Below are 13419 nucleotides of genomic sequence, written 5' to 3' on the forward strand. Positions count from 1 at the left end.
ACCCCTTCTTCATGAGTCTCCTCCTAAAATCCTGGTAAGTAACCTTCTGGAAGACAGGCCATCTTCGCCACTTGTGGCTCATAAATTAAGGAAATATCGATGTCTAATAAAATGACTGGTTTAGTAAAATGGTTTGACGCGGGTAAAGGCTTCGGTTTTATCTCTCCTCAGGACGGCAGCAAAGATGTATTCGTACATTTCTCTGCAATCCAGAGCAACGATTATAAAACTCTGGACGAAGGCCAGCAGGTCGAATTCACTATTGAAAACGGCGCTAAAGGTCCTTCAGCGGCAAACGTAGTTCCTATGTAAGCCTCTGTTATCAATGACGCTTACAATCGCGATGACGGCAATAGCCTGAGCAGATAAGCCTGAATTGATAATAATAAAACCCGCCTTGTGCGGGTTTTTTGCGTTTATGCCTGGCTGAATATATGCGCGATGTCTTCGTCCGCGACAGCGTTTCGCGCGGGCCAGTCTCAGACTGAGCCTGTTCATCTTAAGCTTGCGATCAGCCACTGCTGCAATTCTGTCAGCTCCGCCTGCTGTGCCGGGAAATCGGCAACCAGCTGACTCAGCACGTGCTCCAGTGCATCAGGCCGGTAAGTGACGTTCTGCATTCGCTGGGCCAGCGCTTCGAGTGGCGCGGGATTGAGACTGTCGCTGAAAATCTGACAACGGCTGATCGCGCCGCGTTCGACATCGAAGTGAATCTCCACACCGCCCCAGACAAAACGCTGGTCCAGCAGGTGCGAGAAGTCAGGTGCCTGACCGAAATTCCAGTCCCAGCTACTCTGCTTTGCGAACTGCTCAGTGAATCCAGGCAGGTCGGGCAGGGCATCGGGAGAGATCATCTCCGGCTCACACTGCTCGCCGAAATGTTCAAAAAATGCGTCCGTCACCGCGGAGCAGATCGCCTGATAGCTGATACCCGGTGTTAACTCCGTCAGATTGGCGACCCTGGCGCGTACTGACGTAATCCCTTTGGCCTGCAGTTTCTTCACATCAGGATTAAGGTAATCTGCCAGCCGGGAAAGATCGGCATCCATCAAAATAGTGCCGTGATGAAAACCGCGATCGGGTGTTTCACGATACGCAGACCCGGAGATTTTGCGCAGTCCGTCAGCGGTGTTCACCACTAAATCGTTACGGCCGGATGCTTCCGCCGGAATGCCCAGCGCATTCAGCGCGCGCAGGATAATGGCAGTTGAAACGCTTTTATCGTACTCCGGCTTGCCGGCCATAAAGGTAAAACAACAGTTGCCGAGGTCGTGAAACACCGCGCCACCGCCGCTGCTGCGACGCGCCAGACGGATGCCATCTTCCGCCATGCGCCGGGTGTTGCACTCTTTCCACGGATTCTGCGCCCGCCCAATGACCACCGTTTCCGCATTCCGCCACAGGAACAGCACCCGCTGGGTGGCGGGCATCTGCCGGAAAATGCACTCTTCGACCGCCAGGTTAAACCAGGGATCACTGGATTCCGATAACAGTAAACGCAGCGTGGACATCATGAACTCCCGTTCCATATGAGAAGCGGCCCATAAAAACAGGGCAGAGCGCAGAAGTCTACCAGCACGAACACGGACCCACATGCCTCTTCATGCCGTGATGCGGCGGCAAAAAAAGATAATCTGCTGTCTGCGGCGCAATCACGGCAGATTGCTGCACAGCATTGTGCCAGTATGTTGTCTGAGTCTGCTGATTTTACAGCTTATTTTCCCCACTGAGATTAAAAACCTTATGAACGCGTCCGCTGGCATAGCGATGAAGATCACAGCTGCGTTGAGCTCCACGCTGATGCTGGCCTGTGTAAAAGGACTGGATGGCGCAATCCCGGTCGGCGAAGTGATCTTTTTCCGCTCTGTGCTGGCACTGATCCCGCTGCTTATCTGGCTGCGTTTCCAGGGCAGCGTGCTGGAGGGTATTCGCACCCGTAATATTCGTGGGCATTTTGTGCGCGGCCTTGCCGGAACCGGCGGCCTCTATTTCAGCTATCTGTCACTACTCTACATCTCACTGACCGACGCCACCGCGATTAACTATGCTGCGCCGCTGTTTACCGTGCTGCTGGCGGCACTGCTGCTGCGTGAAAAAGTGCGGCACCATCGCTGGGTGGCGGTCTTTACCGGTTTCAGCGGCATTCTGGTGATGTTTTCCGGGCATCTTTCGCTGACGCAGTCGGCGTCATTCTCGCTCTCCGCGTCGGCGGGCATTCTGCTGGCGTTGATGGCGGCTTTCTGTACCGCCTGTGCACTGGTCCAGATTCGGTTTCTTAACGGCAAAGAGAAGCCCGGTGCCATCGCCTTCTGGTTCGCCGTCACCACAGCGTTAACGTCGCTGATCACGCTGCCGGGCGGCTGGAAAGTGCCGCACGGTAATCAGGTAGCGCTACTGATAGGCTGCGGGCTGCTGGGCGGAATCACGCAGATTCTGATGACCCTGAGCCTGCGGTACGCCGAAGCCTCGCTGCTAGCGCCGTTCGATTACACCACGCTGATCTGGTCTGTCGCGGTGGGATATCTGTTGCTGGGTAACCTGCCGACTACCACTACAGTCATCGGTGCGGTTCTGGTGGTGTGCGGCGGCCTCTATTCAGTGCTTTATGAGCGCTACCGTTTTCGTAAATCGCGGTTAGCGGATATCACGACCTGAGCAGATGTCACATCACAATGCTGAATAACGAAAAGATGATAACGTACTGTTACCAGTTTGTGATCGCGGCGAAAGAATAAATGCTTGTAATCGATTACTTTTAAATCCGGCTGAAAGTAATCGATTACTTATTCGTGAGGTTTTCATGATTGCAACGGTGCAGGTGAGTGCAGGTCGGCGGGTGCAGCATAAGCTGCTGGTGCCGCGCCTCTCTCTGATGATGTTTATGCAGTTCTTTATCTGGGGCAGCTGGTCGGTAACGCTGGGGCTGGTGATGACTCGTCACAATATGCCGTTGCTGATTGGGGATGCGTTTTCAGCCGGGCCTATTGCGTCAATTCTCTCGCCGTTTGTGCTCGGTATGCTGGTGGACCGCTTCTTTCCCTCGCAGAAAGTGATGGCCGTGATGAATCTGGCGGGTGCAGCGATTCTCTGGTTCGTGCCGCAGGCACTGATCGCAGAGAACGGCGCGTTGCTGATCACCCTGTTATTTGGCTATACGCTCTGCTTTATGCCGACGCTGGCGCTCTCGAATAACATCGCCTTTCACAGTCTCGCCAGCAGTGAGAAGAGTTTCCCTATTGTCAGGGTCTTCGGCACCATCGGCTGGATCGTCGCGGGGATTTTTATCGGCGTGACCGGCATTGCGGACAGCGTCGCGGTGTTCCAGCTGGCGGCACTCTGTTCGGTCCTGCTGGCTATTTATAGCCTGACGCTGCCTCACACACCGGCACCGGCTAAAGGTTTACCGTTAAAAGTTCGCGATCTCTTCTGCGCCGACGCCTTCGCCTTGCTGCGGCTGCGGCATTTCATGGTCTTTGCGCTGTGCGCCACCCTGATCTCCATTCCGCTCGGCACCTACTACGCGTTTACGGCCTCCTGGCTGGCGGATGCCGGTATCCGCGAAGTCAGCACGCTGATGTCGCTGGGCCAGATGTCTGAAATTGCCTTCATGCTGATCATCCCGCTGCTGTTTCGTCGCCTGGGTGTGAAGTACATGCTGCTGATTGGGATGACGGCGTGGTTTGTCCGCTATGCCCTGTTTGCGCTGGGCATGAGTGATGAAACGCGCACGCTGATCTACCTCGGCATTCTGCTGCATGGCGTCTGCTATGACTTCTTCTTCGTAGTGGGATTTATTTACACCGATCGGATTGCCGGTGAAAAGGTAAAAGGGCAGGCGCAGAGCATGGTGGTGATGTTCACCTACGGCATAGGCATGCTGCTGGGGTCGCAAATCTCCGGCGCACTCTACAACCATCTGGTTGCAGGTCACGCCAGCGCGCAGAGCTGGGCAATCTTCTGGTGGATCCCTGCGGTTGCCGCTGCGCTGATTGCGATTATCTTCTTCTTCTCATTTAAATACCGTGATTAGGCGGTAGCGAAAAACAGGAGCTACTGATGAAAACAGTTAAGGGACCGGGCATCTTCCTGTCGCAGTTTATCACCTCGCAGCCGCCGTTTAATTCGCTGGCGGGTCTGGCGGAGTGGGCCGCCGCGCTGGGATATCGGGCGCTGCAGATCCCCTGCCATCAGCCCGCTATATTCGATCTTGAAAAGGCAGCAGTCAGCCAGACTTATTGCGATGATGTCCGGGGAATGCTGGCCGGTTTCGGACTGGAGATCAGCGAGCTGTCTACCCATCTTGAAGGGCAGCTGGTGGCGGTGAACCCGGTATACGACCTCGCATTTGATAATTTTGCGCCAGCAACACTGCGTGGCGATCCCGCCCGGCGCACCGACTGGGCTATCGCCGCCCTGAAGCGTGCGGCGGCGGCCTCGGAAAAACTCGGTCTGCGCGCACACGCGACGTTTTCCGGCTCGCTTGCGTGGCCCTGGTTCTACCCCTGGCCGCCGCACCATGAAGCGCTGTTCGACGAGGCATTCACCGAGCTGGCCCGGCGCTGGCTGCCGGTGCTGGATGTGTTTGAGCATCACGGCGTTGACCTCTGCTATGAGATTCATCCCGGCGAAGACCTGCATGACGGCGTCACGTTTGAGCGTTTTCTGACTGAGGTGAATCACCATCCGCGCTGCAATATTCTGTTTGACCCCAGCCATCTGCTGCTGCAACACATCGACTATCTGCAGTTCATCAACCTCTACCATTCGCGTATCAAAGCCTTTCACGTTAAGGATGCTGAATATCAGCTTAACGGGCGCAGCGGCGTCTATGGCGGTTATCAGCCCTGGCTGGCCCGTGCCGGACGCTTTCGCTCGCCGGGCGACGGGCAGATCGACTTCAAGGGTATCTTCAGCAAGCTGGCGCAGTATGACTATGACGGCTGGGCGGTACTGGAGTGGGAGTGCTGCCTGAAGGAGGGCGAAACCGGGGCGCGTGAAGGTGCAGCGTTTATCCGTCGCCATATTATTCCCGTGGCTGACCGCGCGTTTGATGATTTTGCGTTAGCAGAGAACGCCCCATCGGTACGCCACCAGCTGGGTCTGGATCGCAACGCCTGAAATGGCGGTGTGGATTCAGCGGATGAGCGGTGAGTCAGCTTTCACGCATTAAACCAGAGGGATCGCTATGTCTGTTCAGAAAATCGCCCGGATGGCGGGTGTTTCAGTTGCCACGGTTTCCAGGGTGCTGAATAACAGCGACAGCGTAAAACCGGCTAATCGTCAGAAGGTGCTCGCGGCTATCGAAGAAAGCCAATATCAGCCCAACCTGCTGGCTCGCCAGCTGCGCACGGCGCGCAGCTCGATGATTCTGGTGCTGGTTTCAGATATCTCCAACCCGTTCTGCGCCGAGGTGGTTAAAGGCATAGAGGCGCACGCCGAGAAAAATGGCTATCGCATCCTGCTGTGCAACTCGGGCGCGGAGATAGAACGCTCACGCTCCAGCCTGCAACTGCTCTCCGGCAAAATGGTGGATGGCATCATTACGATGGATGCCTTCAGCAAGCTGCCGGAGCTGAGTCAGCTGATAGGCGCGGCCCCCTGGGTTCAGTGCGCCGAACATGATGACACCGGCCAGGTCTCCTGCGTCGGTATTGACGATGATGTCGCTGCGCAGTCAGTGGTGCAGTTCCTTGCGGCGCGGGGACGTCAGCGCATCGCGTTAATCAATCACGACCTCCGCTACCGATATGCCCGACTGCGTCAGCAGGGCTACACCCGCCAGCTCAAAGAACAGCACCTGACCTGGCAGGCGATTGCCTGTGCCAGCGAATTAAGCTTCAGCGCCGGAAAAGCGGCAATGGAACAATTGCTGGCGGACGAAACCGTTCCTGACGCGGTGTTTGCCGTGTCTGATACGCTTGCCGCTGGTGCCATGACGGCGATTCAGCAGGCGGGGTTACGGATACCCGATGATATCGCCGTGGTGGGGTTTGACGGCAGCGAACTGGCTGAAATGGTCTCACCGCCACTGACAACGCTGGCGCAGCCCTCAAAGGAGATAGGCCGTCGGGCCTGTGAACTGGTGTTGCAGAAAATCATGTGTCCCGATGCGCCTTCACACTGCGTGATCATGCCGGGTGAGCTGGTGGTGCGGGGTAGCAGCTGAAAGCGTGACCCGTCAGATTTCCCCCCGTTAAACCACGCCTCTATTGTCCACTAAAAGGCGACAGTGATTGCTTTTTAACGCCATTGTGTGACCCTCTGGTTTACTTATATGCTGTTTCCATCGAAGGGCATTCGCACTTCCCGAATCAACGAAGGGGCAGAATATGATTGAGCAAAGATTGTCAGAGCAACGTGGCGTGGGCGATCACGGCTGGCTGAATTCACGTCACACCTTCTCTTTTGCAAACTACTGGGACCCAAAACAGGCGGGCTTCTCCGATCTGCTGGTGATCAATGATGATTGTGTCGCTAAAGGACGTGGTTTCGGTGCGCATCCGCACAGCAATATGGAGATCATCTCTTATGTGCTGGAAGGCGCGCTGGAGCACAAAGACTCAATGGGCACCGGCTCGGTGATTGTTCCCGGCGATGTGCAGCTGATGAGTGCGGGCAGTGGTGTGACCCACAGTGAGTTCAACCACTCAGGTACTGAGGGCGTGCATTTCCTGCAAATCTGGGTGGTGCCTGCTGAGAAGAACACGCCGCCAGGTTATCAGCAGATCTCCGTCAGCGAAGCGGATAAACGCGGTAATCTGCGACTGATCATTTCGCCAGAGGGTGAAAACGGGGCGTTGCGGGTGCGTCAGGATATTCGCATCTACGCGGGACTGTTCCAGGGCGATGAGCAGCAGACGATCACGCTGCCGGACGATCGCTACGCCTATATTCATGTGGCGCGGGGCAGTGTCCGGGTCAATGGCCTGCAGTTTAATGCCGGAGACGGCGCGCGGGTGCGTGATGAGAAAACGCTGTCGTTCAGTCACGGTGACGGTGCAGAAGTGCTGTTATTCGATCTGCGTCCGAATGAAGTGAATCATCCAACCCGTTAAAACAGAAACTGCGCGGCTTTCGCCGCGCAGTTTTTTTTCATCACTGTGCGTTAAGAAACGCCAGCAGATCCTGATTCAGTTGCTCCTGATGCGTTACCGCGAAACCATGCGGCGCATTGTCATAGACCTTGAGTTCAGCACCCTCAATCATCTCCGCCGCCACTTTGCCGGTGGATTCAAACGGCACGATCTGGTCGTTGCTGCCATGAATCACCAGCGTCGGCACATTCACTTTCGCGACGTCAGCACGGAAATCGGTTTCCGCAAACGCGGTAACGCAGTCCACGGTACTTTTTAGCGAGGCCAGCAGCGCGATGTTCAGCGTCTGCGTCATCACGCCATCTGAAACGGTCTGTCCGGCATTGGTGCCATAAAACGGTGTGGCGAACTCTTTGATAAACTGCGCACGATCTTTGAGCAGACCCTCACGAATCCCCTCGAATACCGACATATCGACACCCTGCGGGTAGTCTGCCGTTTTGCCAAAGATGGGCGTAACGGCACCCAGCAACACCAGCGCCGCGACGCGATCGCTGCCGTAACTGCCGATGTAGCGCGTGACGTCGCCGCCACCCATGGAGAAGCCCACCAGCGTCACGTTCTGCAGGTCAAGATGGGTGATCAGGTCATTAATATCCGAGGCGAAGGTATCGTAGTCGTTACCGGTCCAGGGCTGATCGGAGCGACCAAAACCACGACGGTCAAACGCAATAACCCGATAGCCGTTATCGGCCAGGAATTTCATCTGGCTGTCCCACATATCGGCATCCAGCGGCCAGCCGTGGCTGAACAACACAGGTTTACCGGTGCCCCAGTCCTTGAAGTAGATTTGTGTGCCGTCGGTCGTTTTAAAGGTGCTCATGGTATTGCCCTCTGTATGACGTGATGGATGAAAAGTTGGTGTTACGCCAGTCACACTGGCGCCACCAGATAGCGAACTTCGGGTGAGCTCTCGCCCTGATGAAAAGCGAAAACCCGCCGCTCTATTTTTTTATCGTTGATGGTGTAGCGCTCTTTCTGACGCAGATGCTCGACCCAGGAGCCGACCACAAACGTCTCAACGAAAATGCCGGGCTGCAGAATATCTTCATAAAGTGACCAGTTGATGGCGCCACCGCGGCGTCTGACCCGTCGCATTTCTTGCATGCAGACGGTAAAAGCGTGTGCATCATCAATAATAATCCGGTATTCGTAATTCACCATAACCGGCCCGCGTTCGTGACGAATATCCAGCACAGGTGCATTGACGCCGTCACCGATCATGTCGAGATTAAGATCGGGATCCTGATCAAGTCGCCAGCGCCAGACGGTGCTGCTGGCCAGCACCATACCCAGCGCCGCGATACAGAGCGACAGCGGAATGCTGAAGTGCGACGCGAGCTGTCCCCAGAGGGCGCTGCCTGCGGTCATCGAACCAAAGAACACCGTCAGATAAACCGCCAGTGCACGCGCTTTCACCCACTTCGCCGCGCTGCGCTGTGCGCCAAGATTCAGCGTCGAAAGCACCGCGATCCAGGCAAAGCCGGTGAAGAACTCAAACGCATTCAGCAGCCAGAAGTGCCGCACAAAGGCTAGCGCCAGCATAGTCAGGGCAAAGATCAGACTGGCGAGCACCATCAGGCGATCGGAGCTCAGGCGACGACGCAGACGCGGCAGCAGTACTGCACCGGTAATCGCGCCGACACCGATGCAGGCCAGCATGATGCCGTAGCCACCAGGGCCAAGGCCGAGCTCTCGACGCGCCACCAGCGGCAGTAAAGCCCAGCCTGCGCTGCCAGACAGGAAGAACGCGAAGGTCCGCACCAGCACGTTACGCAGAACCGGTGCCGCATGCACGTAGCGCAGACCGGCACGCACCGCCGGGAAGAAATGCTCCGGCGGGAGGCGCTGCACACTCGGCTCCGCTTTCCAGCGCCAGAGCACCCAGGCGACGCCCAGCACCGACAACGCATTGAGCAGGAAGACCATCCAGGGGCCGGTGAATGAGAGGATCAGGCCGCCCAGCGCCGGACCGATGGCGCGACTGATATTAATGCCGAGCGAGTTAAGCGCAATGGCGGCCCCCAGCTCCGGTTTGGTCACCAGATCCGGCACGATCGCCTGGAAGGGCGGTGAACTCATGGCGGCACCCGCGCTCAGCAAAAAAGCTGCGCCCAGCAGCACCTCTGGTGTCACATGGCCGGTCCAGGCCAGCACTGTCAGCCCGGCCGCGGCGATAAAGGTCCAGAGCTGGGAAAAGAGCAGATATTTGCGGCGGTCAACGATATCCGCCATCACGCCCGAGGGCAGCGCGAACAGAAACATCGGCAGACTGCTGGCTGCCTGCACCAGCGCCACGGCCAGCGGGTCGGCACTCAGCGTCAGCATGCTCCAGTTCACGCCCACATCGTTCATCCAGGAGCCGATATTGGAGACCACGGTAGCGATCCACAGCATGCGGAACACCGGCTGGCGCAGCGGCTGTAGCGGTGAAACCTCACCTGAAGTCGCCTCAGGCTGTTCCTGATCGAGCTGGTGGATATCATTAACCTGTGCCATAACGTCTCCCCTGAGGTTTTGTCGCGCCGATGCGCCAGCCGCCAGGCCCGGTCAGCGCCAGCGTGGTAAAGATAATCAGCAGCAGCCAGCCGAACTGGCCTTCAGCCAGTGACCAGCCAGGGTGAACCACCAGCATCGCCACCAGCAGCACCGCGATGATCGGCAGGCAGGCAATCCGGGTTCCCCAGCCGATGATAATAAAAATCGGGCAGATGACTTCCGCCACGATCGCCGGCAGCAGGCTCATCATCGGTCCCCGCCCGAAGGGATCTTCGATTCGCGTCAGTTCTTCGCTGAAATGGAGAATTTTCGGCAACCCATGCACCTGCAACAGCAGCAGGCTGCCGGTCAGGCGCAGGAAGAACAGCCCCGCGTTGATACGGGGCGAAAGAGCAATAGCGCTATTCATGATTAAAATGCGAAGCAGCTGCAGCCGAGCGCGCCCCAGAAGGCGTTATCTTCGGCGACCGGCACGCTGGAACCCCGCGCAATCTCATGCGAGTGTTGATGAACCCCACACGGACCGCTGCAGTGGTGGACGGCGGGCATCATGCCTGCCCGACTCTGCGCAACCGGCGGGGCGCTGCGATAGTGACCCGGCACGTTTACCACAGGCGACCACTCAGGCAGGACCGGAATCGCAGGTGGCGCATCCGCGCTGAACGAACCTGCGGCATAGACAATATTGCCATCCACCACGGTCAGCACCGACTCAATGCCTTTGATTTCTTCTTCCGGCACGCTGAAGAAGTCCTTGCTCAGCACGGCCAGATCCGCCAGTTGCCCGATTTTGATCTGGCCTTTTTTACCCTGTTCACTGGAGAACCAGGCGCTGCCCTGGGTCCAGAGCATCAGCGCCGTTTCGCGGTCAGGGCGGGCACTGACGTCATACATCTGCATGCCGCCCACGGTGCGACCGGAAACCAGCCAGTAGAGTGCGGTCCAGGGGTTGTAGCTGGCGACGCGGGTCGCATCGGTGCCAAGGCCCACCGGAACGCCGGTCTCCAGCATTTTCTGCACCGGCGGCGTGTGGCGGGTGGCTTCGATGCCGTAGCGCTCAGCAAAGTATTCCCCCTGAAACGCCATGCGGTGCTGCACGGCAATGCCACCGCCCAGCTCTTTAATACGATCGATATTGCGCTGGGTGATCGTTTCCGCGTGGTCAAAGAACCAGTGCAGGCCATTGAACGGGATATCGCGGTTGACCTTCTCGAAGACATCCAGCATCCGGCTGATCGACTCGTCATAGGTCGCATGCAGGCGGAATGGCCAGCGATGCTCCACCAGATGACGTACTACGCGTTCCAGCTCATCTTCCATACCGGGTGCCAGGTCGGGACGCGGCTCCAGGAAATCTTCGAAGTCAGCCGCCGAGAAGACCAGCATTTCACCTGCGCCGTTGTGACGGAAATAGTCGCTGCCCTGGCCTGGCGTCAGCATGTCCGTCCACTTCTCAAAATCTTCCAGTTCATGCCCCGGACGCTGCGTGAAGAGGTTGTAGGCGATACGCAGCGTCATCTGTTTTTTCTGATGCAGCTCAGCGATCACTTCGTAATCTTCAGGATAGTTCTGGAAGCCGCCGCCGGCGTCAATCGCGCTGGTCAGGCCCAGACGGTTCAGCTCACGCATAAACTGGCGGGTGGAGTTGATCTGCTGTTCCAGCGGCAGCTTCGGGCCTTTCGCCAGCGTGGCGTAGAGGATCATTGCATTGGGACGGGCAATCAGCAGGCCGGTGGGATTGCCGTTACTGTCGCGCTGGATTTCACCACCCGGCGGGTTCGGCGTCTCTTTGGTATAGCCAACCACTTTCAGTGCGGCGCGGTTGAGCAGGGCGCGGTCATAAAGGTGCAGCAGGAAAACCGGCGTGTCAGGGGCCGCTTCGTTGATCTCATCCAGCGTCGGCATCCGGCGCTCGGCAAACTGGAACTCGGTCCAGCCACCGACGACACGTACCCACTGCGGTGATGGAGTACGCAGCGCCTGTGTTTTCAGCATCCGCAGCGCATCGGCCACCGACGGTACACCTTCCCAGCGCAGTTCAAGGTTGTAGTTCAGCCCGCCGCGGATCAGATGCAGGTGTGAATCGTTCAGGCCCGGTACGGCGGTGTGGCCTTTAAGATCGATCACTTTAGTGCCGTCACAGTGATACTCCATCGCCTCTGCCAGCGTGCCGACCGCAACAAATTTGCCATCACGAATTGCCACGGCTTCTGCGACCGGATTGCTGCGGTCAACAGTGTGAAATTTGCCATGGGTCAGTATCAGTTCAGCTTTACCCAGCGTAACCATAGATCCTCCTCAACGGGGTTGTCCGACTCAGCGCGGGACAGGAAGTGCCGCAATAAGCAGGGCACGAATAAGCCGGATTATGGTGAGCGGGCTGAGGGATCGTCTAGTTATACAGAGGGATACCTATACCTTCGTATAGTTATACGCAGAGATAATAGTTTGCCGTGGCACGTCGCCCTACACTGCGACCAGACAGCCAGCAGCAGGACAACAAACCTGCCCTGACCGTCTTTTTGCTCCGCGCCGGTTGGCGGAAATTCCGTTACTTAACCTCTATGGGTGAACGCATGTCCAACGCAAAGCTTGAAGTCCTCACGCCACATAACAGCCAGATTATCTTCATCGACCAGCAGCCGCAGATGGCCTTTGGCGTGCAGTCGATTGACCGTCAGGTGTTGAAAAACAACACCGTTGCGCTGGCGAAGGCGGCAAAAGTCTTCAATATCCCGACCATTATTACCACGGTCGAAACCGAAAGCTTCTCCGGTCATACCTATCCGGAGCTGCTGGATGTCTTCCCTGGTCAGGATATCCTGGAGCGCAGCTCGATGAACTCCTGGGATGACCAGAAAGTGCGTGATGCCCTGGCGGCGAACGGCAGGAAAAAAGTGGTGGTGTCGGGACTCTGGACAGAGGTTTGTAACAACAGCTTTGCCCTGTGCGCGATGCTGGAAGGCGACTACGAAATCTATATGGTGGCCGACGCGTCAGGCGGTACCACCAAAGAAGCGCATGACTACGCGATGCAGCGCATGATCCAGGCGGGAGTGGTGCCGGTGACCTGGCAGCAGGTGATGCTGGAGTGGCAGCGTGACTGGGCCAACCGTGACACTTACGATGCGGTGATGAACATCGCCAAAGAGCATTCAGGTGCCTATGGCATTGGTGTGGATTATGCCTACACCATGGTGCATAAAGCGCCATCACGTCAGAAAAGTGAACACCGTACTCTGGCACCGGTTCACGCGCCGGTCCGCTAAGGGTCGCTCTGCTGATCGGCACGCGCTGCCGGTCAGCCGACGGGCATCACAGGAGTCCGGTCATGAATCCTTTACTTCTTTCCCTGGCGGCAGGGGTGCTGATTGGCGTGCTGTACGGCCTGCTTAAGGTCCGTTCACCCGCTCCGCCTGCGATTGCGCTGGTGGGCCTGCTGGGAATGTTACTGGGCGGGGCGCTGGTGCAGGCGATGATACCTGCGGCGCATGCGACCGTCCTGCAGTCGCTCAGCGATCAGCCTGAAACACACCCGTTGCGGATAAGCTGAACATGTTGAAATCCTACATTATTTCTCTCACGGTGGGCCTGCTTGCCGGGGTAATCTATGCGCTGATTAACGTTAACTCCCCGGCTCCGCCGATTATTGCTCTGGTGGGGCTGTTCGGCATGCTGGTGGGTGAACAGGTCATTCCGCTGGCTAAACGTCTGCTTCGCCGTCAGCCGGTGACGCTGAAGTGGTTTCGCCATGAGTGTGTGCCAAAAATCAGTGGAACACCGCCACCCGATGGCGATAACACCCCTTAAGTCCTCGCATACCGCA

14 protein-coding genes are annotated in these 13419 nt (G+C 57.3%); 9 read left to right on the forward strand and 5 right to left on the reverse strand.

The features are described 5' to 3' along the window. The first annotated feature begins 99 nt into the window (after positions 1–99). The gene (gene cspA / locus IBT54_RS00615) at positions 100–312 is read left to right on the forward strand and encodes an RNA chaperone/antiterminator CspA (RefSeq protein ID WP_003855207.1); all 213 of its coding nucleotides are present in this window, start codon (positions 100–102) and stop codon (positions 310–312) included. Between the two features lie 182 nt (positions 313–494). Here cspA and IBT54_RS00620 read toward each other — a convergent pair whose 3' ends face one another. After that, positions 495–1511 carry a lipoate--protein ligase A gene (locus IBT54_RS00620; protein WP_201251507.1) on the reverse strand — a complete coding sequence of 339 codons (1017 nt, stop codon included), beginning with the start codon at positions 1509–1511 and terminating at the stop codon, positions 495–497. Positions 1512–1743: 232 nt separating this feature from the next. Between IBT54_RS00620 and IBT54_RS00625 the strand changes: the two genes are divergently transcribed. The 5 genes from IBT54_RS00625 (at position 1744) to IBT54_RS00645 (ending at position 7055) form a co-directional block, all read left to right on the forward strand. After that, the gene (locus tag IBT54_RS00625) at positions 1744–2655 is read left to right on the forward strand and encodes a DMT family transporter (RefSeq protein ID WP_201251300.1); all 912 of its coding nucleotides are present in this window, start codon (positions 1744–1746) and stop codon (positions 2653–2655) included. A 145-nt stretch (positions 2656–2800) separates the two neighbouring features. Continuing rightward, positions 2801–4030 (forward strand): MFS transporter, encoded by a 1230-nt coding sequence (locus IBT54_RS00630; RefSeq protein ID WP_201251301.1) that lies wholly within the window; start codon positions 2801–2803, stop codon positions 4028–4030. Between the two features lie 26 nt (positions 4031–4056). Further along, positions 4057–5118 carry a sugar phosphate isomerase/epimerase gene (locus IBT54_RS00635; protein ID WP_201251302.1) on the forward strand — a complete coding sequence of 354 codons (1062 nt, stop codon included), beginning with the start codon at positions 4057–4059 and terminating at the stop codon, positions 5116–5118. Positions 5119–5185: 67 nt separating this feature from the next. After that, the gene (locus IBT54_RS00640; RefSeq protein WP_201251303.1) at positions 5186–6166 is read left to right on the forward strand and encodes a LacI family DNA-binding transcriptional regulator; all 981 of its coding nucleotides are present in this window, start codon (positions 5186–5188) and stop codon (positions 6164–6166) included. 163 nt (positions 6167–6329) lie between these two features. Then, positions 6330–7055, forward strand: a complete 726-nt coding sequence (locus IBT54_RS00645) for a pirin family protein (RefSeq protein ID WP_201251304.1) — start codon at positions 6330–6332, stop codon at positions 7053–7055. 40 nt (positions 7056–7095) lie between these two features. Here the strand turns inward: IBT54_RS00645 and IBT54_RS00650 are convergent, their stop codons facing one another. The 4 genes from IBT54_RS00650 to IBT54_RS00665 are packed head-to-tail and all read right to left on the reverse strand — an operon-like array spanning position 7096 to position 11882. Further along, positions 7096–7917, reverse strand: coding sequence for an alpha/beta fold hydrolase (locus IBT54_RS00650; RefSeq protein WP_013196227.1), 822 nt, complete (start codon positions 7915–7917; stop codon positions 7096–7098). Between the two features lie 50 nt (positions 7918–7967). Beyond that, complete coding sequence (locus IBT54_RS00655) at positions 7968–9593, reverse strand: MFS transporter (protein WP_201251305.1); 1626 nt, start codon at positions 9591–9593, stop codon at positions 7968–7970. Continuing rightward, on the reverse strand, positions 9580–10002 hold the full coding sequence (locus tag IBT54_RS00660) for a DoxX family protein (RefSeq protein WP_201251306.1): 423 nt from the start codon (positions 10000–10002) through the stop codon (positions 9580–9582). The genes IBT54_RS00655 and IBT54_RS00660 overlap by 14 nt, the downstream gene beginning before the upstream one ends. A gap of 2 nt (positions 10003–10004) precedes the next feature. Beyond that, positions 10005–11882, reverse strand: a complete 1878-nt coding sequence (locus IBT54_RS00665) for an amidohydrolase (protein WP_095707776.1) — start codon at positions 11880–11882, stop codon at positions 10005–10007. 287 nt (positions 11883–12169) lie between these two features. On the opposite strand from IBT54_RS00665, the gene IBT54_RS00670 reads away from it, so the two are divergent. The 3 genes from IBT54_RS00670 to IBT54_RS00680 all read left to right on the forward strand — a co-directional run bounded on the left by IBT54_RS00670 (position 12170) and on the right by IBT54_RS00680 (position 13403). Continuing rightward, positions 12170–12862 carry a hydrolase gene (locus IBT54_RS00670; protein ID WP_013196231.1) on the forward strand — a complete coding sequence of 231 codons (693 nt, stop codon included), beginning with the start codon at positions 12170–12172 and terminating at the stop codon, positions 12860–12862. Between the two features lie 62 nt (positions 12863–12924). Beyond that, a complete protein-coding gene (locus IBT54_RS00675) occupies positions 12925–13146 on the forward strand; it encodes a DUF1427 family protein (RefSeq protein WP_095707777.1) in 222 nt (73 codons plus the stop codon). A 2-nt stretch (positions 13147–13148) separates the two neighbouring features. Next, positions 13149–13403 carry a XapX domain-containing protein gene (locus IBT54_RS00680; RefSeq protein ID WP_013196233.1) on the forward strand — a complete coding sequence of 85 codons (255 nt, stop codon included), beginning with the start codon at positions 13149–13151 and terminating at the stop codon, positions 13401–13403. Positions 13404–13419: the final 16 nt, after the last annotated feature.

This window comes from Pantoea sp. S62 (genome assembly GCF_016658625.1).
In the GTDB taxonomy this organism is placed as follows: Bacteria; Pseudomonadota; Gammaproteobacteria; order Enterobacterales; family Enterobacteriaceae; genus Pantoea; species Pantoea vagans.

What these genes read in the sequence shown, in the direction of transcription:
- cspA (WP_003855207.1), top strand. Translation starts at nt 100, where the DNA reads ATGTCTAATAAAATGACTGGTTTAGTAAAATGGTTTGACGCGGGTAAA.
- IBT54_RS00620 (WP_201251507.1), bottom strand. Translation starts at nt 1,511, where the DNA reads ATGTCCACGCTGCGTTTACTGTTATCGGAATCCAGTGATCCCTGGTTT.
- IBT54_RS00625 (WP_201251300.1), top strand. Translation starts at nt 1,744, where the DNA reads ATGAACGCGTCCGCTGGCATAGCGATGAAGATCACAGCTGCGTTGAGC.
- IBT54_RS00630 (WP_201251301.1), top strand. Translation starts at nt 2,801, where the DNA reads ATGATTGCAACGGTGCAGGTGAGTGCAGGTCGGCGGGTGCAGCATAAG.
- IBT54_RS00635 (WP_201251302.1), top strand. Translation starts at nt 4,057, where the DNA reads ATGAAAACAGTTAAGGGACCGGGCATCTTCCTGTCGCAGTTTATCACC.
- IBT54_RS00640 (WP_201251303.1), top strand. Translation starts at nt 5,186, where the DNA reads ATGTCTGTTCAGAAAATCGCCCGGATGGCGGGTGTTTCAGTTGCCACG.
- IBT54_RS00645 (WP_201251304.1), top strand. Translation starts at nt 6,330, where the DNA reads ATGATTGAGCAAAGATTGTCAGAGCAACGTGGCGTGGGCGATCACGGC.
- IBT54_RS00650 (WP_013196227.1), bottom strand. Translation starts at nt 7,917, where the DNA reads ATGAGCACCTTTAAAACGACCGACGGCACACAAATCTACTTCAAGGAC.
- IBT54_RS00655 (WP_201251305.1), bottom strand. Translation starts at nt 9,593, where the DNA reads ATGGCACAGGTTAATGATATCCACCAGCTCGATCAGGAACAGCCTGAG.
- IBT54_RS00660 (WP_201251306.1), bottom strand. Translation starts at nt 10,002, where the DNA reads ATGAATAGCGCTATTGCTCTTTCGCCCCGTATCAACGCGGGGCTGTTC.
- IBT54_RS00665 (WP_095707776.1), bottom strand. Translation starts at nt 11,882, where the DNA reads ATGGTTACGCTGGGTAAAGCTGAACTGATACTGACCCATGGCAAATTT.
- IBT54_RS00670 (WP_013196231.1), top strand. Translation starts at nt 12,170, where the DNA reads ATGTCCAACGCAAAGCTTGAAGTCCTCACGCCACATAACAGCCAGATT.
- IBT54_RS00675 (WP_095707777.1), top strand. Translation starts at nt 12,925, where the DNA reads ATGAATCCTTTACTTCTTTCCCTGGCGGCAGGGGTGCTGATTGGCGTG.
- IBT54_RS00680 (WP_013196233.1), top strand. Translation starts at nt 13,149, where the DNA reads ATGTTGAAATCCTACATTATTTCTCTCACGGTGGGCCTGCTTGCCGGG.